Below are 24,709 nucleotides of genomic sequence, written 5' to 3'. Positions count from 1 at the left end.
ACGTCATTATTGTTTATTGCCCGCCTAACTTTAGCGGTAAGGCCCAGGTCAAACGTGGAGAAATAAAGGAGATAGTGTAAATTATCATGCGCTTTTCCCTGCGCTTGCCTCTTTACCGTTATTTACCCGTTAACGGTGCAGGTACCGGGAACGTCACGCAGACCAGCGTGCCGCCGTTTTGCGGTTGCGAAAAGTGCAGCATGCCTCCGAGTCGTTGTGCGCGCTCACGCATAATGTTCAGTCCGTAGTGTCCGGGCGGTTCGCTTGCCTCGCCAATCCCGATGCCGTTGTCGCGAATGCTGACGCTGTGCGTGCCATCCACCGCCGTTACGCAGCTAACGGTAATTTCGCTGGCCTGGGCGTGCTTAATCGCATTCAGAACGGCTTCCCGGACGATCTGCAATAAATGCACCTGTTTCTGGGCGTCAAGCGCCAGGGAGGAGAGACGACAGTCGAGGTGCAGCCTGGCCTGCGTCTGGCTCTGCAGGGCATCGAGAGACTCCTGCAGCGCCGCGGGTAAATTCGCATGATTTAACGTCAGGCGGAAGGTCGTCAGCAGCTCGCGCAGCTGCTGCCAGGCGTTGTTCAGCTCGCGGGAGAAGTCGGTGATGATAGTTTGCGCGGGAGCATTATCCGCTGGCACCGCGCGTTTAAGCAGGGCAAGCTGGATCCGCAGATAAGACAGCACCTGCGCCAGCGAATCGTGCAGTTCCCGGGCGATGGTGGCACGTTCTTCCATCAGCAGCAGCTGCTGGTAATGCTTTTGCGCCTGGTTAAAGTACAGCCCGCGCCCGAGCATGGTCGCCACGCTTCTCATCTGCGGGAGGGGAACGCTTTCCGTCTCGCTTTGCCAGCGCAGCTCACCGTAAAGGGTGTCCTGCATCAATACCGGCAGATTTTGCATCGGGATGCTGCCCGACGCGGTCCCTTCACACAGTCGCCAGTCGTCACTGGTGCGGAGTTCCAGGTAATTCATCTGAGTGTATTCATGGACAATCTGCAATATGTGCCGAAAACAATGGCTGTCTATCTGCCCCGTATTCAACGCCTGGGAGCATTTAAACAGCATGTCGAGCTGCTGGTGGGCTTCGTGCAAATGTCGCGTCTTTTCCGCCACGGAAGCTTCAAGCGACCGATAGAGGGTGTGTAGCTCACCCGACATATGGTTGAAAGCGCGGGAAAGTTGGCCCAGCTCGTTGGGTAGGGCGGTATCCGGCGCAGGCGTCGTAAATTCTCCTCGCTCAATCCGCTCGCTGGCCGCCACCAGATTATTCAGCGGTAATACGACCTGGCGGCGGATACGCCGCAGGGTAAACAGCGTTAGCAGCAAGATCCCGAGGGCGCCAGCCAGAGAGAGGAGGGTCACTGTCTGGATTTTATGTTCACTGTAATGCTGGAGGGCGAGCACAAAGGCATCAATGCGGCCGACAAAATCCTCAATATGCGCGGCATACCATGCGCTGTCACCGCGGGCGATGTGCTTATCCATTTCCAGCCAGGCAAACTGCAGTTGCTGGTAGCGCGTTTTGACATTGCCCGGAACGTACCAGCGGTTCAGCTTTTGCAGGGAAGGTGCGCTCAATGTCTGCCGCCAGTTCTCACGATGCGCCATAAGGGAAGGGCTGTTACGCTGCATCTCGTAGCCGAGACGATAGCTCTGCATGCGCAGTGAACCCGCAACGTTGATGGCTTCAGCGTCGCGCTGGCTGCTGGCAAGCGTCAGTAGCGCGACGCTGCTGGTCAGCACGGAGAGAACAATTATCGAAAAGAAAGCCCAGGCAAGGCTTCCGGAAACGGGTCGCTTAACGGTCACAGAACGGCTCTCTGGGAGAAATAATCAGACGTTTCGGGCAGGTGTACATTGCCTGATAACGCAGTGATGAGTAAACACTTTATTCATACGTACAGTAAGGTTATTGCGCCTGGCGCAACCGGAAACATCATCCAGCGAGAAACGCGCCGTCTGAACCCGCGGGCGACAAAGCGAGCGTCACGGCGTAGTATAAACAGACTCATTTTGCCGTGGAGCCCGTATGTCCCTGAACATTACCGTTATCAAAGACAAAATCCTTTCTGAAAATTACTTTGTCCTGCGTAACATCACTTACGATTTAACCCGTAAGAACGGGGACGTTATTCGCCATAAACGCGAAGTCTACGACCGGGGCAATGGCGCTACCATTCTGCTGTATAACCGCGAAAAGCAAAGCGTGGTATTGATTCGTCAGTTTCGGGTGGCGACATGGGTCAATGGCAACGCGGACGGGCGCCTGATTGAAACCTGCGCCGGTCTGCTTGATGACGATGAGCCGGAAGTCTGTATTCGCAAAGAAGCCATAGAAGAAACGGGTTTTGAGGTGGGTGCGGTACAAAAAGTCTTTGAGCTTTTCATGTCTCCAGGCGGGGTGACCGAGCTGGTCCACTTCTTCGTTGCGGAATACACCGATGCTCAGCGTACTCACCGCGGCGGCGGGGTCGAGGATGAAGATATTGAAGTGCTTGAAATGCCCTTCGCTCAGGCGCTGGAAATGGTGAAAAGCGGCGAGATACGCGACGGTAAAGCGGTGATCCTGCTGCAGTATCTGCAAACCAGCGGCGTGATGAACGCCGCGCAGGTCCGGTGATAAGTTATATTTCAGATAAATCTATCCGATAAATCCGATTGAGCCCGCCCGTCCAGGGCACGAAGATACGCCCCAGATTGACCTTTTCGTTTCCGGGGCTGTGCCATTCATGCGCTACTGCGTTTTGCTTCTCTTCTTTTTTTGCGTGCTACCCGCACCTCTGGTGTGGGCTGCACCTGCGCAGCAGTCTTTCTCTGACTGGCAGGTCACCTGCAATAACCAGAATTTTTGCGTTGCCCGAAATACCGGTGAACACCGCGGGCTGGTGATGACGCTGAGCCGTAGCGCTGGGGCAAAAACGGACGCCAGCCTGCGTATCGATCTCGGCGGGCTTTCGGCTCCTCCGGTAAAAGAGCCTGACATCGCCCCCCGACTGCTGCTCGACGACGTTCCCTTAAAACTCAATGCCCAGCACTGGCAGTTAACGCCCTGGCATCTCAAGACTGACGATACGGGTACCCTCACCACGTTTCTGAAAACGATTCAGGAAGGACAGAGGCTGACCCTGCGCGGAGGGAAGCAGACGATCTCTCTGGTCGGACTGAAAGCGGCGCTGCTGTTTATCGACGCTCAGCAAAAGCGCGTGGGTAGCGAAACAGCATGGATTAAAAAAGGAGATAGCCCGCCGCTGAGCGTGCCTCCAGCTCCGGCATTAAAAAAGGTGGCCGTGGTGAACCCCACGCCAACGCCACTCTCCCACGCTGAACTGAACGATCTGCTGGATTACGGCACCTGGCGGATGAACAACAGCCAGTGCTCGCTGGATCCTAACCGCCGCGAAGTGCGCGTCACTGCTTTAACGGATGATAAAGCGCTGCTGATCGTCAGCTGCGAGGCGGGGGCTTACAATACGGTCGATCTGGCGTGGCTGGTATCGCGTAAAAAACCGTTCACCGCGCGCAGCGTCAGGCTGCGTCTGCCGTTTACCCCGTCCAGTCAGAGTAGCGATATGGAACTGATGAACGCCAGCTTCGATGAAAAAGCACGCGAGCTGACGACGCTCGCACTGGGGCGTGGGATCGGTGATTGTGGGATCCAGACGCGCTGGCGTTTCGACGGCCAGCGCTTCCGCCTGGTGCGGTATGCGGAAGAGCCAAGCTGCGATAACTGGAACGGGCCGGACGCCTGGCCCACGCTGTGGATCACGCGGTAGTCCGGCTTACGATTTGATGGTGTTGTAGGCCGGGTAAGGCGTAGCCGCCACCCGGCAACGAAGACCGCACTAAAGCACACTCAACGCCTTCTCCACCACGTTCTCAACGGTAAAGCCGAAGTACGGGAACAGCTTGTCGGCAGGGGCGGACTCACCGTAGCCCCGCATACCGACAATCGCCCCTTTCAACCCCACATACTTATACCAGTAGTCGGCAATTCCCGCTTCCACCGCCACGCGCGCCGCGACGCTGGAGGGGAGCACCGATTCACGGTATGCCTCGTCCTGGGCATCAAAGATATCCGTTGAAGGCAGGGAAACGACGCGCACCGCGTGACCTTCGGCAGTCAGTTTCTCCGCCGCTTTCACCGTAATTTCCACCTCAGAACCCGTGGCAATCAGGATCACGTCCGGTTTGCCGCCGCTGTCCTTCAGGATGTACCCGCCGCGGGCGATATTTTTCACCTGCTCCGGGGTGCGCTCAATCTGCGCCAGGTTTTGACGCGACAGGATCAGCGCCGTCGGGCCGTTATGGCGCTCAACCGCCAGCTTCCAGCCCACTGCCGCTTCGACCTGATCGCACGGACGCCATGTGCTGAAGTTTGGCGTTAAGCGCAGGCTCGCCAGCTGTTCCACCGCCTGGTGCGTCGGGCCATCTTCACCCAGCCCGATAGAGTCGTGGGTGTAGACCATGATCTGCCGGGCCTTCATCAGCGCCGCCATGCGCGCTGCGTTACGGGCGTACTCAACGAACATCAGGAAGGTGGCGGTGTAGGGCACGAAGCCGCCGTGATGGGCGATACCGTTGGCAATGGCGGTCATCCCGAACTCGCGCACGCCGTAGTGGATATAGTTTCCGGCGATGTCCTCTTTCAGCGATTTCGAGCCCGACCAGATGGTCAGGTTACTCGGCGCCAGATCCGCCGAGCCGCCGAGCAGTTCGGGCAGGATAGGGCCGATGGCATTCAGGGTGTTTTGCGACGCCTTACGGGTGGCGATTTTCGCCGGGTTAGACTGCAGGTTTTCAATCAGTGCCTGGGTTTTATCGTCCCAGTCTTCCGGCAGTCCACCGCTCATGCGGCGGGAAAACTCAGCCGCCAGTTCCGGGTATGCTTTTTTGTAGGCGGCAAATTTTTCGTTCCAGGCATGCTGGGCTTTTTCACCCGTTTCGCGCGCATCCCATGCCTTGTAGATCTCTTTCGGGATCTCAAACGGCGGGTATTTCCAGCCCAGTTTCTGTCGGGTCAGTGCCACCTCTTCTTCGCCGAGCGCCGCGCCGTGCGCTTCTTCTTTGCCTGCTTTGTTTGGTGAGCCAAAGCCGATGACCGTACGGCAGATAATCAGGGACGGTTTGTCCTTCACGCTCTGCGCTTCCTGAATCGCTTTTTTCACCGCTTCAGGATCGTGGCCGTCGATCTCATGCACGACGTGCCAGTGATAGGCTTCGAAGCGTTTCGCCGTGTCGTCGGTGAACCAGCCCTCGGTTTCCCCGTCAATGGAGATGCCGTTGTGGTCGTAAAAGCCGATCAGCTTGCCGAGCTCCAGCGTGCCCGCCAGCGAGCAGACTTCATGCGAAATCCCCTCCATCAGGCAACCGTCACCCATAAACACGTACGTGTAGTGATCGACAATCTCGTGGTCCGGCTGGTTAAACTGTGCCGCCAGCGTGCGTTCGGCAATCGCGAGTCCGACGGCGTTGGCCAGCCCCTGACCCAGCGGTCCGGTGGTGGTTTCGACACCCGGCGTATAGCCGATTTCCGGGTGACCCGGGGTTTTCGAATGCAGCTGGCGGAAATTCTTCAGCTCCTCAAGCGGCAGATCATAGCCGGACAGGTGCAGCAGGCTGTAGAGCAGCATCGAGGCGTGGCCGTTAGACAGAATAAAGCGGTCACGATCGTACCAGGCAGGATCGTTGGGGTTGTGCTTCAGGAAGTCGTTCCACAACACTTCGGCAATATCAGCCATGCCCATGGGGGCGCCAGGGTGGCCTGAATTGGCTTTCTGCACGGCATCCATGCTGAGGGCGCGGATGGCATTGGCGAGCTCTTTACGGGACATAGTTCACTCCATGGCAAGGTTAAAGTTTGGCGGCGAGTAGGTCTTCAAGTTTGCGCTGGTCGACGGCGAACAGGCGGATGCCTTCCGCCAGTTTATCCACGGCCATCGCGTCCTGATTGTGCTCCCAGCGGAACTCGGCTTCGGTCATGGCCTTCGGTTTCGGCAGGACGGTGGAGGTTGGCACCAGTTTGCGGATCACCGTCTCTTCTTTGTCCTGCAATTCTTTAAGCAGGTTAGGGGAGATGGTCAGGCGATCGCAGCCTGCCAGGGCGAGGATCTGCTCGGTACGGCGGAAGCTGGCCCCCATCACGATGGTTTCATAGCGGTGCTGTTTGTAGTAGTCGTAGATATTTCGCACTGACTTCACGCCCGGATCTTCCTCGACTACGTACGGGTCCATGGGCTGTTTCGCCTGATACCAGTCGTAGATGCGCCCGACAAACGGCGAGACGAGGAACACGCCCGCTTCAGCACAGGCGCGTGCCTGTGCAAACGAGAACAGCAGCGTCAGGTTGCAGTGGATCCCCTCTTTTTCGAGCACCTCTGCCGCGCGGATACCTTCCCACGTCGACGCGAGCTTGATCAGAATGCGTGACGTATCAATTCCCTGCTCCTGGTAGAGTTCAACCAGACGACGCGCTTTCGTAATACTCTTTTCTTTATCGAACGAGAGGCGGGCGTCCACTTCGGTCGAGACGCGTCCTGGAATGCTTTTCAGAATTTCTGCACCAAAATTAACCGCCAGTTTGTCGCTGGCTTCGGCAACCTGTTGCTCCTGCGTTTTGCCGCGCTTCTTGCCGTAAGCAATCGCGTCATCAATCAGATGGCTAAAATGGGCAAGCCCTGCCGCTTTCAGAAGCAGGGAAGGGTTGGTGGTCGCGTCCTCCGGCTGATAGTGGCGAATCGACTCGATATCGCCGCTGTCCGCGACCACGGTGGTGAATTGTTTGATGCCGTCTAGCTGGTTCATAAATCATTACTCCTTGGAAATAAAAGAGTTAGATGAGTGCGTTAGTTCACACTTCTGAGAAAATCATGATGGACTTAACAAAAAAGCATAGCAGACGGGGGAGGCATTGCTTTTGAGACGGGTAACATGGCTGTTATAAATTGATAACAATTTTTAATGTGTGATGGTGAGAGTTTGGCAGCCTTCAAAGTTTATGCGCTGTCCTGAGGCGATACTAGTCGGCACACCAGGGTGTGCATCAGGATCGCAAACGTCACCCTTTTGACCGATACGTGAAAGGAAAAATAAGATGGATGAGCAGTTGAAACAGAGTGCCCTCGATTTTCACGAGTTCCCCGTTCCGGGCAAAATCCAGGTTTCCCCAACCAAGCCGCTGGCGACTCAGCGCGATCTGGCGCTTGCCTACTCACCGGGCGTGGCGGCACCGTGTCTGGAAATCGAAAAAGATCCGCTGGCGGCCTATAAGTACACCGCGCGCGGTAACCTGGTCGCGGTGATCTCTAACGGTACGGCGGTACTCGGCCTTGGCAACATTGGTGCGCTGGCGGGTAAGCCGGTGATGGAAGGGAAGGGCGTTCTGTTCAAGAAATTCGCCGGTATCGACGTGTTCGATATCGAAGTGGACGAGCTGGACCCGGATAAATTCATTAACGTCGTCGCCGCGCTGGAGCCAACCTTCGGCGGTATCAACCTGGAAGACATCAAAGCGCCGGAATGTTTCTATATCGAGCAGAAGCTGCGCGAGCGTATGAACATCCCCGTGTTCCATGACGACCAGCACGGTACGGCCATTATCAGCACCGCCGCCATTCTGAACGGCCTGCGCGTGGTCGAGAAAAATCTTTCCGACGTGCGTATGGTGGTCTCCGGCGCGGGCGCGGCGGCCATCGCCTGTATGAACCTGCTGGTGGCGCTGGGGATGCAGAAACACAACATCGTGGTTTGCGATTCCAAAGGCGTGATCTACAAAGGCCGTGAGCCAAACATGGCGGAAACCAAAGCGGCGTATGCGGTGGACGATGACGGAAAACGCACGCTTGAGGACGTGATTGACGGTGCGGACATCTTCCTTGGCTGCTCGGGCCCGAAAGTGCTGACCCAGGAGATGGTGAAGAAGATGGCGCGTGCGCCAATGATCCTGGCCCTGGCGAACCCTGAACCGGAAATTCTGCCGCCGCTGGCGAAAGCGGTGCGTGAAGACGCCATTATCTGTACCGGCCGTTCGGACTACCCGAACCAGGTGAACAACGTGCTCTGCTTCCCGTTCATCTTCCGTGGCGCGCTGGACGTTGGCGCAACGGCGATCAACGAAGAGATGAAGCTGGCAGCGGTTCATGCCATCGCGGAACTGGCGCATGCCGAGCAGAGCGAAGTGGTGGCTTCTGCCTATGGCGATCAGGATCTGAGCTTCGGGCCTGACTACATCATCCCTAAACCGTTTGACCCGCGACTGATCGTGAAGATCGCGCCAGCGGTGGCCAAAGCGGCAATGGACTCCGGCGTGGCAACGCGCCCGATCCAGGACTTCGACGCTTACGTCGATAAACTCACCGAGTTCGTCTACAAAACCAACCTGTTTATGAAGCCAATTTTCTCTCAGGCCCGCGCGGACGCAAAACGCGTGGTGCTGGCGGAAGGGGAAGAGGCGCGCGTGCTGCATGCCACCCAGGAGCTGGTGAGTCTCGGGCTGGCGAAGCCGATCCTGATCGGTCGTCCGAGCGTGATCGAAATGCGCATTCAGAAACTGGGGCTGCAGATTAAGCCGGGTGTGGACTTTGAGATCGTCAATAACGAATCCGATCCGCGCTTTAAAGAGTACTGGAACGAATACTACGCGATCATGAAGCGTCGTGGGATCACCCAGGAGCAGGCGCAGCGGGCGGTGATCAGCAATACCACGGTGATCGGCGCGATTATGGTCCATCGCGGCGAAGCGGATGCGCTGATCTGCGGTACCATCGGCGATTACCACGAGCATTTCAGCGTGGTGCAGGAGATCTTCGGCTACCGCGAAGGGGTTCACGCCGCCGGAGCGATGAACGCGCTGCTGCTGCCAAGCGGGAACACGTTTATCGCCGATACCTACGTTAACGACGATCCAACCCCGGACGAGCTGGCGGAGATCACCGTGATGGCGGCAGAAACCGTGCGTCGCTTTGGTATTGAGCCGAAAGTGGCGCTGCTATCGCACTCTAACTTTGGTTCGTCTAAATCAGCGGCGGCGTGCAAAATGCGTCAGACGCTGGAGCTGGTGCGCGAGCGTGCGCCGGAGCTGATGATTGACGGAGAAATGCACGGCGATGCCGCGCTGGTGGAAAGCATCCGCAACGAGCGTATGCCGGACAGCCCGCTGAAAGGCTCGGCAAACATCCTGATTATGCCGAACGTGGAAGCGGCGCGTATCAGCTACAACCTGCTGCGCGTATCCAGCTCTGAAGGGGTGACCGTAGGGCCGGTACTGATGGGCGTGGCGAAACCGGTGCATGTATTAACGCCGATTGCCTCTGTGCGCCGCATCGTGAACATGGTGGCGCTGGCGGTGGTTGAGGCGCAGACGCAGCCTCTGTAGCGGCGGTGCGTCGGGTGGCGCGTTCGCTTACCCGACCTACGGGTTAACCAGGCCGGATAAGCGCAGCGCCATCCGGCAATTACACCCAGTCGCGTACTTTCAGAAACTCACTCAAGGCAGCCTCCGGGCTGCCTTCTTTTGGCTCGTAACAGTATTCCCAGCGTACCAGCGGCGGCATTGACATTAAAATCGACTCCGTGCGCCCGCCTGTCTGCAGGCCGAAGAGCGTCCCGCGATCCCACACCAGGTTAAACTCCACGTAGCGCCCGCGGCGATAAAGCTGGAATTCGCGCTCGCGCACGCCATAGTCGATATCTTTACGACGTTCGACAATGGGCAAATAGGCCTCAGTAAAGCCTTCGCCCACCGCGCGCATAAAGCTGAACGCGGTATCAAAATCGGGCGTGTTGAGATCGTCAAAGAACAGTCCACCGATGCCGCGCTGCTCGTCGCGGTGCTTCAGGTAAAAGTAGTCATCGCACCACTTTTTAAATTTCGGGTAGACGTCTTCGCCAAACGGCAGACAAAGGTCGCGCGCGGTGGTGTGCCAATGCACGGCGTCCTCTTCGAAACCGTAGTAGGGCGTTAAGTCGAAACCGCCGCCGAACCACCAGACCGGATCGGCCCCCGGTTTTTCAGCAATGAAAAAGCGTACGTTAGCGTGACTGGTCGGCACAAACGGATTATGCGGATGCACTACCAGCGAAACGCCCATCGCTTCAAAACTTCGGCCCGCCAGCTCAGGACGATGCGCTGTCGCAGAGGCGGGCATAGCGTCACCATGAACGTGGGAAAAATTCACCCCCGCCTGTTCAAAGATGCCGCCATTTCGCAATACGCGGCTGCGGCCACCGCCGCCTGCCTCACGCTGCCAGTTATCCTCCTGAAATTCACCGCCGTCTGCGGCGGCCAGTTTCTGGCAAATCTCATCCTGCAGTTGCAGCAGGAACGTTTTGACCAGTTGAGCATTGGGTTTCATTAACGTTTCCTGGCGTGCGCTTTTTGGTTATCGAACCAGTTGAAGTAACTGATAATGCCGGAGGCGATGGCGTTAGCAATCTTCTGGCGAAACGCCGTGGTGCCGAGCAACCGCTCTTCTTCCGGGTTGGTAATAAAAGATGTTTCCACAAGTACGGACGGAATTGAAGGTGACTTCAGCACCACAAACGCCGCCTGCTCGGTGCTTTTACTGTGCAAGCGGTGCACCGGCTTAATCCGTTTGAGGATATGCGAGCCGAGCGTCAGGCTATTTTTGATGGTGTCCGTCTGCACGAGGTCGAACAGCACCTGCTGTAACAGATGATCTTTGTCCGTGGCCTTCTTCCCGGCCACTTCATCTGCCCGGTTCTCACGGTCGGAGAGGTATTTTGCCATGGCGCTACTGGCCCCACGGTTGGACAGGGCAAACACCGACGCGCCCGCGGCTGACGGGTTGGTAAAGCCGTCAGCGTGAATCGACATAAACAGATCCGCGCCGTGTTGATGGGCGATCTCCACGCGGTCATACAGCGGGATAAAGGTGTCGCCAGAGCGCGTCAGCCGGGCGTCAATGCCGTTGCTGCGTAAAATTGCGCGCACGTTTTTTGCAATCGCCAGCACGACGTGTTTTTCTTTTGACCCGTTTTTGCCGATGGCGCCGGTATCAATCCCGCCGTGGCCCGGGTCCAGCATCACCAGACGCTTTGCGCCTGGCTTTTTGGTTTTGGGTTTACTGTGTCCGTTACTGGTTTTGAGCGTGCTCTCGTCTTTCGCCTGAGCCTGCTTTGCAATACCGGTTAACGTTAAGGCCGCCAGCCCCGCTTTGAGAACCTGACGACGCGATGTGAGTGCTTTTAATGGTTTGAATGTGCTCATGCGGCCTGAATACTAAAAAAAGGGGTCCTGGTGTTATATCGTATCGTGTTTCCCGTTACGACAGTCCTTATTGAGAATTGTTTTACTTTTCATTTCAATACGTGACAAAGTGACATTATGCCAAATTTTGGCGAGATTTTCCCCGGTTATTGGCTAAACGTCCCGTACGCGCCATAATCACTGTTTTTGAACCCGAAAAGGCGGTTAATACCATGGAGATACGCGTTTTTCGCCAGGAAGATTTCGAAGAGGTGATCACCCTTTGGGAGCGCTGCGATTTGCTGCGTCCGTGGAACGATCCGGAGATGGACATCGAACGGAAGGTGAATCACGACGTCAGTCTGTTTCTGGTCGCGGAAGTGAATGGCGAGGTTGTCGGCACCGTCATGGGCGGCTATGACGGCCATCGCGGCTCGGCTTATTATCTGGGGGTCCATCCGGAATACCGTGGGCGTGGCATCGCGAATGCGTTACTGAACCGGCTTGAGAAGAAGCTGATTGCTCGCGGCTGCCCGAAAATTCAGATCATGGTGCGGGAAGATAACGATGTGGTGCTGGGCATGTATGAACGTCTGGGCTATGAGCACTCTGACGTGCTGAATTTAGGTAAGCGCCTGATCGAAGATGAAGAGTACTGAGATCCACCCGGGAGACTATGACGCGCAGGGCCGCCTCAGGCTGCCTTTTTTATTCTGGTGCATTCTGCTGCTGCAGGCGCGAACCTGGGTGCTGTTTGTGATGGCTGGCGCGTCGCGCGGGCAGGGCGACACGCTGCTGAATCTCTTCTATCCCGATCACGATGCCTTCTGGCTTGGCTTACTGCCTGGCGTACCGGCGGTGGTGGCATTTTTATGCAGCGGCCGACGGCATGCGATCCCGCGTGTGTGGCGCGCGCTTCGCTGGCTGCTGATCCTTGCCCAGATAGCGCTACTGTTCTGGCAACCCGTGCTCTGGTGGTTCGGTGAACCCCTTTCGGGTATCGGCATTGCGCTGGTGATCGCGGATATTGTGGCGTTGCTGTGGCTGCTGACAAATCCCCGGCTACGCGCCTGTTTTACGCAAGAGTCAGATTAGAACGGCACTTTTTACCGAAGTCGTACTCCAACAAGCGTTGATTTAACACGTAAGGACGTTTCAATGAAATCGCTGCGTTTACTTTTATGCGCTCTCCCGCTGGCATTAACCGGCTGTTCAACGCTCTCCTCCATCAACTGGTCCGCAGCCTATCCGTGGAACTGGTTTGGCGCGTCCACGGAAGTGACCGAGCAGGGCGTAGGAAAAATTACCGCATCAACCGCGCTCGATCAGGATGCCATTCAGGACGCCCTGAGCAGTGACTACCGCCTGCGTAGCGGCATGAAAACCGAGAATGGCAACATTGTGCGGTACTTTGAAGCGCTAAAAGGGGACAAACTGGCGCTGGTGATTAATGGCGATAAAGGCACGGTGAACCGCATTGCGGTGCTCGACGACGAAATCCCGACCGCCAGCGGTGTGAAAGTGGGTACGCCGTTTAGCGATCTGTATAAACAAGCCTTTGGCAACTGCACCAGCGCGCCTTCCGACGAGGGCGTCGCGGTGGAATGTAAGGCGGAAGGCAGCCAGCACATCAGCTATGTCTTCACCGGTACCTGGAGCGGTCCGGAGGGATTAATGCCCTCTGACGACACGCTGAAAAGCTGGAAAGTGAGCAAAATAGTCTGGAAGCAGTAATTTGCGCCTGAACAAACCGCCTCGCTGAAATCCGGGTATAATACCCGCCATCAATGCCACGCTGACGTGGCATCTTTATTTCAGGAGGAGCGATGTCTCAGGTTCAGAGTGGCATTTTGCCAGAACATTGCCGCGCGGCGATTTGGATCGAAGCCAATGTCAAAGGGGACGTGGATGCCCTGCGTGCGGCCAGTAAAGCGTTTGTTGATAAACTGGTGACTTTCCAGGCCAAATTCCCGGATGCCCATCTCGGCGCCGTTGTTGCTTTTGGCAATAACGTCTGGCGTCAGCTGAGCGGCGCCGAAGGGGCGGAAGAGCTGAAAGACTTTATCCCTTACGGTAAAGGTCTGGCCCCGGCCACCCAGTACGATCTGCTCATTCATATTCTCTCTCTGCGTCACGATGTTAACTTCTCCGTTGCCCAGGCCGCGGTAGCAGCGTTCGGCGACAGCATTGAGGTGCAGGAAGAAGTTCACGGTTTCCGTTGGGTAGAAGAGCGCGATCTGAGCGGCTTCGTCGACGGCACGGAAAACCCGGCGGGTGAAGAGACGCGTCGTGACGTGGCGGTCATCAAAGATGGCGTGGATGCGGGCGGCAGTTACGTGTTCGTGCAGCGCTGGGAGCATAACCTCAAGCAGCTTAACCGCATGAGCGTGCATGACCAGGAGATGATGATTGGTCGCACCAAAGAGGCGAACGAAGAGATCGACGGCGATGACCGTCCTGTGACCTCTCACCTGACCCGCGTTGACCTCAAAGAAGAGGGCAAAGGGCTGAAGATTGTCCGCCAGAGCCTGCCGTATGGCACCGCAAGCGGCACCCATGGTCTTTACTTCTGCGCGTACTGCTCACGCCTGTATAACATCGAGCAGCAGTTGATGAGCATGTTCGGCGACACTGACGGCAAGCGCGACGCGATGCTGCGCTTCACCAAGCCGGTAACCGGCGGCTATTACTTCGCGCCGTCCGTTGAGCGTCTGCTGGCGCTTTAACGCCCCTCACCCGAACCCTCTCCCCGCAGGGGAGAGGGGGATTGCAGCCTTATTCCCTTTTCTGCTTCTAAATCACCAAACGGTATATAAAACCGTTACTCCTTTCGACCTCGTTATAAATATTATGACTATAAGATAGTCATCACATTTATAAGGGTGCGCAATGGCCGTTACTGTACTGAAAAAAGGAACTCTGGCGCTGGCAGGTTTATTGCTGGTGGCCCAGGCGCAGGCGACTGAGCTGCTGAACAGTTCGTACGACGTCTCCCGCGAGCTGTTTGCCGCCCTTAACCCACCGTTTGAACAGCAGTGGGCGAAAGACAATAACGGCGATAAGCTGACCATCAAACAGTCCCATGCCGGTTCTTCCAAACAGGCGCTGGCGATATTGCAGGGACTGAAGGCGGATGTCGTGACCTACAACCAGGTCACTGACGTGCAGATCCTGCACGACAAGGGCAAACTTATCCCTGCTGACTGGCAGAGCCGTCTGCCGAATAACAGCTCGCCGTTCTATTCCACCATGGGCTTCCTGGTGCGTAAAGGTAACCCGAAAAATATCCACGACTGGAGCGACCTGGTGCGTTCTGACGTGAAGCTGATTTTCCCGAACCCAAAAACCTCCGGTAACGCGCGTTACACCTATTTGGCGGCGTGGGGTGCGGCGGACAAGGCCGACGGTAACGATAAAGCCAAAACCGAGCAGTTCATGACCCAGTTCCTGAAAAACGTTGAAGTGTTTGATACCGGCGGCCGCGGGGCAACCACCACCTTCGCAGAACGTGGGCTGGGCGATGTGCTGATCAGCTTTGAGTCGGAAGTGAACAACATCCGCAAACAGTATGAAGCGCAGGGCTTTGAGGTGGTTATCCCGAAAACCAACATTCTGGCCGAATTCCCGGTGGCGTGGGTGGATAAAAACGTGAAGGCAAACGGTACTGAGAAAGCGGCAAAAGCCTATCTCAACTATCTGTACAGCCCGCAGGCGCAGACCATCATTACCGATTACTACTACCGCGTGAATAACCCGGACGTGATGAACAAACTGAAGGATAAATTCCCGCAGACCGCACTGTTCCGCGTGGAAGATCATTTCGGCTCCTGGCCTGAGGTGATGAAAACGCACTTTGCCAGCGGCGGTGAGTTAGACAAGTTGCTGGCGGCGGGGCGTAAGTAATGTTTGCAGTCTCGACCAAACGCGTGCTGCCGGGCTTTACCTTAAGTCTGGGGACCAGCCTGCTGTTCGTCTGCCTGATCCTGTTGTTGCCGCTCAGCGCACTGGTGATGCAGCTTGCGCAGATGAGCTGGGCGCAGTACTGGGACGTGGTCACCAACCCGCAGGTGGTGGCCGCCTATAAAGTGACGCTGCTGTCGGCGTTTGTTGCCTCCATTTTTAACGGTGTGTTCGGCCTGCTGATGGCGTGGATCTTAACCCGCTATCGTTTCCCTGGCCGCACGCTGCTTGACGCACTGATGGATCTGCCGTTTGCGCTGCCGACGGCTGTTGCGGGCTTAACCCTTGCGTCGCTCTTCTCCGTGAACGGACTGTACGGTGAGTGGCTGGCAAAGCTTGATATCAAAGTCACCTATACCTGGCTTGGTATCGCGGTGGCGGTGGCCTTTACCAGCATCCCGTTTGTGGTGCGTACCGTGCAGCCGGTGCTGGAAGAGCTGGGTCCGGAATATGAAGAAGCGGCGGAAACGCTGGGGGCCACGCGCTGGCAGAGTTTCCGCAAGGTCGTGTTGCCGGAACTCTCCCCGGCGCTGATGGCGGGCGTTGCGCTGTCGTTTACCCGCAGCCTCGGTGAGTTCGGCGCGGTGATTTTTATCGCCGGGAACATTGCCTGGAAGACGGAGGTCACCTCGCTGATGATCTTCATCCGTCTTCAGGAGTTTGATTATCCGGCGGCGAGCGCCATTGCTTCGGTGATCCTCGCAGCCTCACTGCTGCTGCTGTACTCAATTAACACTCTGCAAAGTCGCTTTGGTCGACGTGTGGTAGGTCACTGATGGCGGAAGTTACGCAATTGAAGCGATACGATGCTCCCCGTATCAACTGGGGTAAATGGTTTCTGATTGGCGTGGGCGTGCTGGTGTCCGCCCTCATTCTCGTCGTGCCGACGGTGTATATCTTCGTTCAGGCGTTCAGCAAGGGGCTGATGCCCGCGCTGGAGAACCTGGCGAATCCGGACATGCTCCATGCCATCTGGCTGACCGTACTGATTGCCCTGATCACCGTGCCGGTGAACCTGGTGTTCGGGACGCTGCTGGCGTGGCTGGTGACGCGTTTTAACTTCCCGGGACGTCAGCTGCTGCTGACCCTGCTGGATATTCCGTTTGCCGTGTCGCCGGTGGTGGCGGGTCTGGTGTACCTGCTCTTTTACGGCTCTAACGGCCCGCTGGGCGGCTGGCTTGATGAGCATAACCTGCAGGTCATGTTCGCCTGGCCGGGTATGGTGCTGGTGACCATCTTCGTGACGTGTCCGTTTGTGGTGCGCGAACTGGTGCCGGTGATGTTAAGCCAGGGGAGCAACGAAGACGAAGCGGCGGTGCTGCTGGGCGCGTCAGGCTGGCAGATGTTCCGTCGCGTGACGCTGCCAAATATCCGCTGGGCGCTGCTTTACGGCGTGGTGCTGACCAACGCCCGAGCGATTGGTGAGTTTGGTGCCGTTTCCGTCGTCTCCGGCTCCATCCGCGGTGAAACCCTGTCGCTGCCGTTACAGATTGAATTACTGGAACAGGACTACAACACCGTCGGTTCCTTTACTGCCGCAGCGTTACTGACGCTGATGGCTATTTTGACCCTGTTTTTGAAGAGTGTGGTGCAGTGGCGTTTAGAGAATCAGGAAAAACGTCAGCATCAGGAGGGAAATCATGAGCATTGAGATTGCCAATATTAAGAAGTCTTTTGGTCGCACCCAGGTGCTGAATGATATCTCGCTGGATATCCCTTCCGGACAAATGGTGGCGCTGCTGGGGCCGTCTGGCTCGGGTAAAACCACGCTGCTGCGAATTATCGCCGGGCTTGAGCATCAGACCAGCGGGCACATTCGCTTTCACGGCACCGACGTGAGCCGCCTGCATGCCCGCGATCGTAAAGTGGGTTTTGTGTTCCAGCACTATGCGCTGTTCCGCCACATGACCGTGTTTGACAACATCGCGTTTGGCCTGACCGTGCTGCCGCGTCGCGAACGCCCGGATGCCGCCACCATCAAAGCGAAAGTGACTAAGCTGCTGGAGATGGTGCAGCTGGCACATCTGGCGGATCGTTTCCCGGCGCAGCTGTCTGGCGGACAGAAACAGCGTGTCGCGCTGGCACGTGCGCTGGCCGTTGAGCCGCAAATTCTGCTGCTGGACGAACCGTTCGGCGCGCTGGATGCGCAGGTGCGTAAAGAACTTCGCCGCTGGCTGCGTCAGCTGCATGAAGAGCTGAAGTTTACCAGCGTCTTCGTGACCCACGATCAGGAAGAGGCGATGGAAGTGGCGGACCGCGTGGTGGTCATGAGCCAGGGCAACATCGAGCAGGTTGACGAGCCGGAGCAGCTCTGGCGTGAACCGGCGACCCGTTTCGTGCTGGAATTTATGGGTGAAGTGAACCGTCTGCAGGGCACCATTCGCGGTGGACAGTTCCACGTCGGCGCGCACCGCTGGCCGCTGGGCTATACCTCCGCGCATCAGGGGCCGGTCGATCTGTTCCTGCGTCCGTGGGAAGTGGACGTGAGCCGCCGCACCAGCCTGGATTCACCGCTGCCGGTGCAGGTACTGGAAGCTAGCCCTAAAGGGCACTACACCCAATTGGTGGTACAGCCGCTGGGCTGGTATACCGAGCCGCTGACCGTCGTCATGCGTGATGATGTGCCGCCGCACCGGGGCGAGCGTCTGTTTGTCGGCCTGCAGCATGCCCGTATTTATCACGGGAAGGAGCGCATCGAGACGCGCGAGAATATTGCTCTGGCGGAGTCAGCCTGATAGGTTATTAGGATGTTTATCGCCCGGTGGCGCTGCGCTTACCGGGCCTACAGTTATCACTGCGTCTTGTAGGCCGGGATCGCTGCGCGCCCCCGGCTTTTTTATTGAGTAAAAATCGTGACTACACTCGAACACACCATCGGCAACACTCCTCTGGTCAAGCTTCAGCGCATGGGGCCAGACAACGGCAGTGAAATCTGGGTCAAACTTGAGGGCAATAATCCGGCAGGCTCGGTGAAAGACCGTGCGGCGCTGTCGATGATTGTTCAGGCTGAAAAACGCGGTGAGATAAAGCCCGGCGACGTGTTGATTGAGGCCACCAGCGGCAATACCGGGATTGCACTGGCAATGATTGCGGCATTGAAAGGCTACCGCATGAAGCTGCTGATGCCGGACAACATGAGCCAGGAGCGCCGCGCCGCAATGCGCGCCTACGGGGCCGAGCTAATTTTGGTCACTAAAGAGCAGGGGATGGAAGGCGCACGCGATTTAGCCTTAGAAATGGCGGAGCGTGGCGAAGGTAAGTTGCTCGATCAGTTCAACAACCCGGATAATCCCTACGCGCATTACACCACCACCGGCCCGGAAATCTGGCAGCAAACCGACGGACGTATTACCCATTTTGTCTCCAGCATGGGCACCACCGGTACCATCACCGGCGTGTCGCGTTTCCTGCGTGAGCAGGAAAAAGCCGTCACTATCGTTGGCCTGCAGCCAGAAGAGGGGAGCAGCATTCCGGGGATTCGCCGCTGGCCAGCAGAATACATGCCGGGTATTTTTAATGCGCAGCTGGTGGATCAGGTGCTGGATATTCACCAGCGCGAGGCGGAGAATACCATGCGTGAGCTGGCCGTGCGTGAAGGCATCTTCTGCGGGGTCAGCTCGGGTGGCGCGGTAGCGGGGGCGTTGCGCGTTGCGCAGGCGAATCCAGGCGCCGTTGTGGTCGCGATTATCTGCGACCGCGGCGATCGCTATCTGTCTACCGGCGTCTTTGGTGAAGAGAGTTATTCGCAGGGGGCGGGAATTTAAGCGTCATGGAGATGATTTTATTCCGGGATAACACCCGGGCGCAGCAAACCGATATTGTCGCAGTGCAGTCGCAGGTGGTTTATGGCAGCGTGGGGAACAGCATTGCGGTTCCGAATATTCGTACCCACAGGCTGAACGTCACCGCCGTGCCGACGGTATTGTTCAGCAATACGCCGCACTATGACACTTTCTACGGCGGCGTGATCCCCGATGAGTGGTTCAGCGGCTACCTGAAGGCGCTGGAAGAACGCGAGATCCTGCGCGAGCTTAAAGCGGTTACCACCGGTTATATGGGCAGCGCCAGCCAGATCGCCCTGTTGGCTCAGTGGCTGAAGGCGGTCAAAGCGCACCATCCTGACCTGCTGGTACTGGTCGACCCGGTTATTGGCGACATTGACAGTGGAATGTACGTGAAGCCGGATATTCCGCAAGCGTATCGGGAGCACCTGTTGCCGCTGGCGCAGGGTATTACGCCAAACGTCTATGAACTGGAAGTATTAAGCGGAAAACCGTGCCGCACGCCGGAAAGCGCCGTCGAGGCAGCGCAGGGGCTGCTTTCCGATTCCCTGAAATGGGTGGCGATTACCAGCGCGCCGGTCGCTGACGACCCGCACAACATCCACGTGGTGCTGGTGACGAAAGAGGGCGTTACCGTTAGCGCGCATCCGCGCGTAGAAACCGATCTGAAAGGGACGGGCGATCTGTTCTGTTCCGAGCTGGTCAGTGGTATCGTTGAGGGGAAAACCGTTGCCGATGCTATCCGCATGGCGGGGGATCGGGTGACTGACGTGATGTTGTACACCCAGTCGAAAGGGTACGACGAGCTTATCCTTCCCGCATAAACAAAAATGGCGCCCGAAGGCGCCATTTTTCTGTACGGCAAGAATTACTTCTTGATGCGGATAACCGGGGTTTCACCCACGGTGACGCTGCCAGACAGTTTGATCAGTTCTTTGATTTCGTCCATGTTGGAGATAACAACCGGCGTCAGGGTAGACTTGGCTTTTTCTTCCAGCAGTGGCAGATCGAATTCAATTACCGGGTCGCCAACTTTCACACGCTGGCCTTCTTCCGCGATACGTTTGAAGCCTTCGCCTTTCAGTTCAACGGTGTCGATACCGAAGTGAACGAACAGTTCGATACCGCTATCAGATTCGATAGAGAACGCATGGTTGGTTTCAAAAATTTTACCGATGGTGCCGTCAACTGGAGCAACCATTTTGTTGCCAGTTGGTTTGATAGCAATGCCATCACCAACGATTTTCTCAGCAAACACTACATCCGGCACGTCTTCGATGTTGACGATCTCGCCGGAGAGCGGAGCAACAATCTCAATAGTTCCGGAGTCTTTCTTATCATCAGAAACCAGAGATTTCAGTTTATCGAACAAACCCATGATCTTCTCCTAAGCAGTAATTTGGGCCGCATCTCGTGGATTAGCAGATTGTTTTTTCTTCAATGAACTTGTTAACCAGCGTCATTAACTCGTCCGTTGTCGGTTGAGCAAGAGCCTGCTCTGCTAACACCTTCGCATCTTCGAAGTTCGTGTTACGGATAATCTTCTTAATGCGCGGGATGGAAATGGCGCTCATAGAGAATTCGTCCAGACCCATACCCAGCAACAGAAGTGTAGCACGTTCGTCGCCTGCAAGCTCACCACACATGCCAGTCCATTTACCTTCTGCATGAGAAGCATCAATAACTTGCTTGATCAAGTTCAGAACGGACGGTGACATTGGCTGGTAGAGATGTGAAATCATATCATTACCACGGTCAACTGCCAGGGTGTACTGCGTTAAATCATTGGTGCCGATACTAAAGAAATCAACTTCTTTGGCTAAATGACGCGCAATGGTCGCGGCTGCTGGGGTTTCCACCATCACGCCGATCTCGATTGACTCGTCAAACGCTTTACCTTCGTCGCGCAGTTCCTGTTTGTAGATTTCGATCTCTTTCTTCAGTGCACGCACTTCTTCAACAGAGATGATCATCGGGAACATGATGCGCAGTTTACCGAAAGCAGAGGCACGCAGAATTGCGCGCACCTGGTCACGCAGGATCTCTTTGCGATCCATGGCGATACGCACTGCACGCCAGCCCAGGAACGGGTTCTCTTCTTTCGGGAAGTTCATGTATGGCAACTCTTTGTCGCCACCGATGTCCATAGTACGGACGATAACCGCCTGAGAGCCACACGCTTCTGCTACGGCTTTATACGCAGCAAACTGCTCTTCTTCAGTAGGCAGCGCGTCACGGTCCATGAACAGGAATTCTGTACGATAGAGACCCACACCTTCCGCACCGTTGCGCTCAGCGCCTTCAACGTCACGTACGGTACCGATGTTTGCGCATACTTCAACCTGATGGCCGTCCAGGGTGATGGCTGGCAGGTCTTTCAGCTTAGCGAGTTCCGCTTTTTCAGTCGCAACTTGCTCCTGAACCGCGCGCAGTTTTTCGATCTCTTCGTTTGTTGGGTTGACGTAAACCAGATTGTTTACGGCATCCAGAATCAGATAGTCGCCGTTTTTCACCTGAGAGGTGACGCTACCGGTACCCACGATGGCAGGCAGTTCCAGAGAACGGGCCATAATAGAGGTGTGGGAAGTACGGCCACCCGCGTCGGTAATGAAACCGAGGACCTTTTTCAGGTTCAGCTGTGCGGTTTCGGACGGGGTGAGGTCAGCGGCAACCAGGATCACTTCATCCTGAATCGCGCTCAGGTCGATGATGGCCAGACCCAGGATGTTGCGCAGCAGGCGCTTACCGATGTCACGTACGTCAGCCGCACGTTCTTTCAGGTATTCATCATCCAGTTCTTCCAGGGCAGTTGCCTGACCTTCGATAACTTCATGCGCAGCCGCGTCGGCCGTCATGCCTTTATCTTTAATCAGGGCTATGATTTCCTGCTCCAGCTCCTCATCTTCGAGCAGCATGATATGCCCTTCGAAGATGGCTTCTTTTTCTTCACCGAAAGTTTCGCCAGCTTTAGTTTTGATTGCTTCCAGTTGCGCAGATGCCTTGGCACGACCGCTCAGAAAACGTTCAACTTCCTGATCAACCTTGTCGGCAGAAATTTTTTTCCGGTCGATGACGATCTCGTCTTCTTTCAGCAGCAGTGCTTTGCCGAAAGCGATACCCGGGGATGCTAAAATGCCTGAAATCATAACCCTACCTTACTTGTGACTGATATTTAAAAGAACCCGGAAACTTACTCGAGCTCAGCCATCAGTTTTACCAGATGCTCAACTGCTTTCTGCTCGTCTTCACCTTCCGCAGAAATGGTGACTACGGTGCCCTGAGTCAGGCCCAGAGTCTGCAGTTTGAACAGGCTTTTTGCGCTGGCGCTTTTGCCGTTGGAAGTCACAGTGATTTCAGAAGTGAAGCCTTTCGCTTCTTTAACAAACTGAGCAGCAGGGCGGGTGTGCAGACCGTTCGGAGCGGTAATGGTAACTTCTTGCTGGAACATTGTATTTCCCCAACTTATAGGTTTAGTGTTGTGGAACTAAAGTCTAGCCTGGCGACTGAACTTTAGCCTGTATTGTTAGCGCTGACGTTTCGATCGTCATTAAACATTATGCAGCGAAAGCAAGACTTGAACCAAATCATAAAATCGATTCAGCAAGGCTATTTCGTTCACTGATTAATTTCACGCATCAAAATAATTGCTGGTTTAAATACCAGACCCAACGGGGTGAAGCAATGCCAGGAGGGGCAAAAGTTTGAAGCAGGCCACAAAAAAGCACCTGAAAAGGTGCTTTTTTACGCGTTATTAACATGCTGGCATTACTGTTGCAGCTCTTTTTCAGTGAACAGATCGGCAAACAGTGCGGTGCTCAAGTAACGCTCACCCGAGGAAGGAAGGATAACCACAATATTCTTATTGGTAAAGGCTTCATCTTCCTGAAGTTTGAGCGCTGCCGCAACAGCCGCACCGGAAGAGATACCGGCGAGAATGCCTTCTTCATCCATCAGACGACGCGCGGTAGAGATGGCTTCTTCGTTAGTGATGGTGACCACTTTATCGATCAGCTTCAGATCCAGGTTGCCCGGAATGAATCCCGCGCCAATACCCTGGATTTTATGCGGACCCGGCTTGAGCTCTTCGCCCGCCAGTGCCTGGGTGATAACCGGTGAGTCGGTGGGTTCAACCGCAACGGTGATCAGATCTTTTTTACCTTTTGTGCCTTTTATATAGCGTGACACGCCGGTCAGGGTGCCGCCGGTACCAACGCCGGAGATAAACACGTCAACCTGACCGTCAGTATCTTCCCAGATTTCCGGTCCAGTGGTCTTCTCGTGAATTTCCGGGTTAGCCGGGTTGCTGAACTGCTGCAGCAGCAGATATTTTGCCGGATCGCTGGCGACAATCTCTTCCGCTTTCTGAATGGCACCTTTCATGCCCTTCGCACCTTCGGTCAGTACGAGGTTCGCGCCGAGTGCTTTGAGCAGTTTGCGGCGTTCGATACTCATGGTTTCCGGCATGGTCAGCGTCAGTTTATAGCCACGCGCGGCAGCGACATAGGCCAGAGCGATACCGGTGTTACCGCTGGTCGGTTCAACCAGTTCAACGCCAGGCTTCAGCACGCCACGTTTTTCAGCATCCCAAATCATGTTTGCACCGATACGGCATTTTACGCTGAAGCTCGGGTTACGAGATTCGACCTTCGCCAGAATGCGTCCATTACCGATACGGTTCAGTCGAACCAGGGGCGTATGACCGATAGTCAGCGAGTTGTCTTCATAAATCTTACTCATGGCCTGTCCTTAACTGTATGAAATTGGGATACCGCCCCAGCATACCTGCTAAGCAGGGAGGGGGAAGTAAGGAATTCGCATATCTATATACTGCAAGGAAATAATGGGGATCAGTATGGAATAAGGGGCGGCATAAGCCACCCCTGCTTTACACATTTTTGCATTATTTCCATAACGCGTGCTTAGCACGGTAGCAGTCCACCCACATTGCCGTCGCGCCGCACACAGCAACCGGCATGATGAACAGGTTCAGGAAGGGAATCATCGTGAACAGGCTGGTCAGCGCGCCGAACTGCATATTGGCGACCTTCTGGGTACGCAGGGCGTTGCGCATCGCTTTAAACGGTACCTTGTGGTTATCGAACGGATAATCACAATATTGGATGGCGAGCATCCAGGCGCTGAACAGGAACCACAGCACCGGCGCCACGGTCTGGCCAATGCCGGGCACAAAATAGAGGATAAGCAGCACTACCGCGCGGGGGAGGTACCAGGCAAATTTCTGCCACTCGCGCTTCATGATGCGGGGGATATCTTTCATGATCCCGAGCACGCCCGTGTCCGGCGGCGTCGCGCCGGTAAGCCGCGCCTCCAGCTGTTCTGCCAGCAGGCCGTTAAACGGTGCGGCTATCCAGTTAGCGATGGTTGAGAAGAAATAGCCGAACACCAGCAGCACGGAGATAACCGCCACCGGCCAGAGCAGATAGTTCAGCCACTGTAGCCAGTCGGGCACATAGCTCATTAACGCAGGGATCCAGCTCTCGAGCTTTGTAAAAAGCCACCAGAACGCGCCGCCCATCAGAAGAATGTTGATCAACAGCGGAAGGATGACGAAGCGTCGGATACCCGGCAGTGAAACCAGTTTCCAGCCCTGAGAAAAATACCAGACGCCGCTGCGTGGGGGAGAAGAAGATGTTGAAACCATAACCAGGCTGTACTCCTTTTTTCACAACCAGTGGAATTGCCGCCTATATTATCCACTTGTGGACTAATGACCAGTTCGGAAATGTTCGAAAAACCAGC

Annotated in this window: 23 protein-coding genes; 13 read left to right on the top strand and 10 right to left on the bottom strand. The window is 55.9% G+C overall.

Features of this window, described 5'->3' with window-relative positions; all coding sequences use genetic code 11:
• Positions 1–118 precede the first annotated feature (118 nt).
• Positions 119–1,813 (bottom strand): nitrate/nitrite two-component system sensor histidine kinase NarQ, encoded by a 1,695-nt coding sequence (narQ, locus tag A4308_RS20830; protein ID WP_049011332.1) that lies wholly within the window; start codon positions 1,811–1,813, stop codon positions 119–121.
• 220 nt (positions 1,814–2,033) lie between these two features.
• On the opposite strand from narQ, the gene nudK reads away from it, so the two are divergent.
• Together nudK and A4308_RS20820 are read left to right on the top strand one after the other, a co-directional pair.
• Positions 2,034–2,624 (top strand): GDP-mannose pyrophosphatase NudK, encoded by a 591-nt coding sequence (nudK, locus tag A4308_RS20825; RefSeq protein WP_014884757.1) that lies wholly within the window; start codon positions 2,034–2,036, stop codon positions 2,622–2,624.
• Positions 2,625–2,733: 109 nt separating this feature from the next.
• Positions 2,734–3,777 carry a DUF1176 domain-containing protein gene (locus A4308_RS20820; RefSeq protein WP_045281124.1) on the top strand — a complete coding sequence of 348 codons (1,044 nt, stop codon included), beginning with the start codon at positions 2,734–2,736 and terminating at the stop codon, positions 3,775–3,777.
• Between the two features lie 69 nt (positions 3,778–3,846).
• Here the strand turns inward: A4308_RS20820 and tkt are convergent, their stop codons facing one another.
• Positions 3,847–5,835, bottom strand: coding sequence for a transketolase (gene tkt, locus A4308_RS20815; protein WP_032635905.1), 1,989 nt, complete (start codon positions 5,833–5,835; stop codon positions 3,847–3,849).
• Positions 5,836–5,854: 19 nt separating this feature from the next.
• Positions 5,855–6,805, bottom strand: a complete 951-nt coding sequence (tal, locus tag A4308_RS20810) for a transaldolase (RefSeq protein WP_014884754.1) — start codon at positions 6,803–6,805, stop codon at positions 5,855–5,857.
• 289 nt (positions 6,806–7,094) lie between these two features.
• Between tal and maeB the strand changes: the two genes are divergently transcribed.
• Positions 7,095–9,374 carry an NADP-dependent oxaloacetate-decarboxylating malate dehydrogenase gene (gene maeB / locus A4308_RS20805; protein ID WP_014884753.1) on the top strand — a complete coding sequence of 760 codons (2,280 nt, stop codon included), beginning with the start codon at positions 7,095–7,097 and terminating at the stop codon, positions 9,372–9,374.
• A 79-nt stretch (positions 9,375–9,453) separates the two neighbouring features.
• On the opposite strand, the gene hemF is transcribed toward maeB, so the two are convergent.
• On the bottom strand, positions 9,454–10,353 hold the full coding sequence (gene hemF, locus A4308_RS20800) for an oxygen-dependent coproporphyrinogen oxidase (RefSeq protein WP_014884752.1): 900 nt from the start codon (positions 10,351–10,353) through the stop codon (positions 9,454–9,456).
• On the bottom strand, positions 10,353–11,228 hold the full coding sequence (gene amiA / locus A4308_RS20795; RefSeq protein ID WP_014884751.1) for an N-acetylmuramoyl-L-alanine amidase AmiA: 876 nt from the start codon (positions 11,226–11,228) through the stop codon (positions 10,353–10,355). The genes hemF and amiA overlap by 1 nt, the downstream gene beginning before the upstream one ends.
• Before the next feature lie 212 nt (positions 11,229–11,440).
• Here amiA and A4308_RS20790 point away from each other — a divergent pair, with 212 nt between their 5' ends.
• From A4308_RS20790 to pdxK, 10 genes are all read left to right on the top strand, one after another.
• Positions 11,441–11,866: a GNAT family acetyltransferase gene (locus A4308_RS20790; RefSeq protein WP_014884750.1), complete on the top strand. Its 426-nt coding sequence runs from the start codon at positions 11,441–11,443 to the stop codon at positions 11,864–11,866.
• Entirely contained in the window at positions 11,853–12,302 is a 450-nt protein-coding gene (locus A4308_RS20785) for a DUF2919 domain-containing protein (protein ID WP_023338621.1), read from the top strand. The genes A4308_RS20790 and A4308_RS20785 overlap by 14 nt, the downstream gene beginning before the upstream one ends.
• Before the next feature lie 63 nt (positions 12,303–12,365).
• The gene (locus A4308_RS20780; RefSeq protein ID WP_014884748.1) at positions 12,366–12,941 is read left to right on the top strand and encodes an RpoE-regulated lipoprotein; all 576 of its coding nucleotides are present in this window, start codon (positions 12,366–12,368) and stop codon (positions 12,939–12,941) included.
• A 92-nt stretch (positions 12,942–13,033) separates the two neighbouring features.
• On the top strand, positions 13,034–13,933 hold the full coding sequence (locus tag A4308_RS20775) for a Dyp-type peroxidase (RefSeq protein WP_045281123.1): 900 nt from the start codon (positions 13,034–13,036) through the stop codon (positions 13,931–13,933).
• Between the two features lie 163 nt (positions 13,934–14,096).
• On the top strand, positions 14,097–15,110 hold the full coding sequence (locus tag A4308_RS20770) for a sulfate ABC transporter substrate-binding protein (protein WP_023331043.1): 1,014 nt from the start codon (positions 14,097–14,099) through the stop codon (positions 15,108–15,110).
• A complete protein-coding gene (gene cysT, locus A4308_RS20765; protein ID WP_045281122.1) occupies positions 15,110–15,943 on the top strand; it encodes a sulfate/thiosulfate ABC transporter permease CysT in 834 nt (277 codons plus the stop codon). Before A4308_RS20770 ends, cysT begins: the two co-directional genes overlap by 1 nt.
• Positions 15,943–16,818 carry a sulfate/thiosulfate ABC transporter permease CysW gene (gene cysW, locus A4308_RS20760; protein WP_023331041.1) on the top strand — a complete coding sequence of 292 codons (876 nt, stop codon included), beginning with the start codon at positions 15,943–15,945 and terminating at the stop codon, positions 16,816–16,818. Before cysT ends, cysW begins: the two co-directional genes overlap by 1 nt.
• Complete coding sequence (gene cysA, locus A4308_RS20755) at positions 16,808–17,902, top strand: sulfate/thiosulfate ABC transporter ATP-binding protein CysA (RefSeq protein ID WP_014884743.1); 1,095 nt, start codon at positions 16,808–16,810, stop codon at positions 17,900–17,902. The genes cysW and cysA overlap by 11 nt, the downstream gene beginning before the upstream one ends.
• Before the next feature lie 117 nt (positions 17,903–18,019).
• A complete protein-coding gene (cysM, locus tag A4308_RS20750) occupies positions 18,020–18,931 on the top strand; it encodes a cysteine synthase CysM (protein ID WP_045268314.1) in 912 nt (303 codons plus the stop codon).
• A gap of 5 nt (positions 18,932–18,936) precedes the next feature.
• On the top strand, positions 18,937–19,773 hold the full coding sequence (gene pdxK, locus A4308_RS20745; protein ID WP_045281121.1) for a pyridoxine/pyridoxal/pyridoxamine kinase: 837 nt from the start codon (positions 18,937–18,939) through the stop codon (positions 19,771–19,773).
• A 44-nt stretch (positions 19,774–19,817) separates the two neighbouring features.
• Here the strand turns inward: pdxK and crr are convergent, their stop codons facing one another.
• The 5 genes from crr to cysZ form a co-directional block, all read right to left on the bottom strand.
• Positions 19,818–20,327 carry a PTS glucose transporter subunit IIA gene (gene crr / locus A4308_RS20740; protein WP_003861316.1) on the bottom strand — a complete coding sequence of 170 codons (510 nt, stop codon included), beginning with the start codon at positions 20,325–20,327 and terminating at the stop codon, positions 19,818–19,820.
• 40 nt (positions 20,328–20,367) lie between these two features.
• Positions 20,368–22,095 (bottom strand): phosphoenolpyruvate-protein phosphotransferase PtsI, encoded by a 1,728-nt coding sequence (gene ptsI / locus A4308_RS20735; protein ID WP_014884740.1) that lies wholly within the window; start codon positions 22,093–22,095, stop codon positions 20,368–20,370.
• Positions 22,096–22,139: 44 nt separating this feature from the next.
• A complete protein-coding gene (gene ptsH, locus A4308_RS20730) occupies positions 22,140–22,397 on the bottom strand; it encodes a phosphocarrier protein Hpr (RefSeq protein ID WP_000487600.1) in 258 nt (85 codons plus the stop codon).
• Between the two features lie 317 nt (positions 22,398–22,714).
• Complete coding sequence (cysK, locus tag A4308_RS20725) at positions 22,715–23,686, bottom strand: cysteine synthase A (protein WP_014884739.1); 972 nt, start codon at positions 23,684–23,686, stop codon at positions 22,715–22,717.
• 163 nt (positions 23,687–23,849) lie between these two features.
• A complete protein-coding gene (gene cysZ, locus A4308_RS20720; RefSeq protein WP_023338618.1) occupies positions 23,850–24,611 on the bottom strand; it encodes a sulfate transporter CysZ in 762 nt (253 codons plus the stop codon).
• Positions 24,612–24,709 lie beyond the last annotated feature (98 nt).

The organism is Enterobacter sp. ODB01 (assembly GCF_001623605.1).
Classification (GTDB): Bacteria; Pseudomonadota; Gammaproteobacteria; order Enterobacterales; family Enterobacteriaceae; genus Enterobacter; species Enterobacter kobei.
Note: the sequence above shows the minus strand (reverse complement) of the source record. Positions and strands in the feature narration are given on the sequence as shown.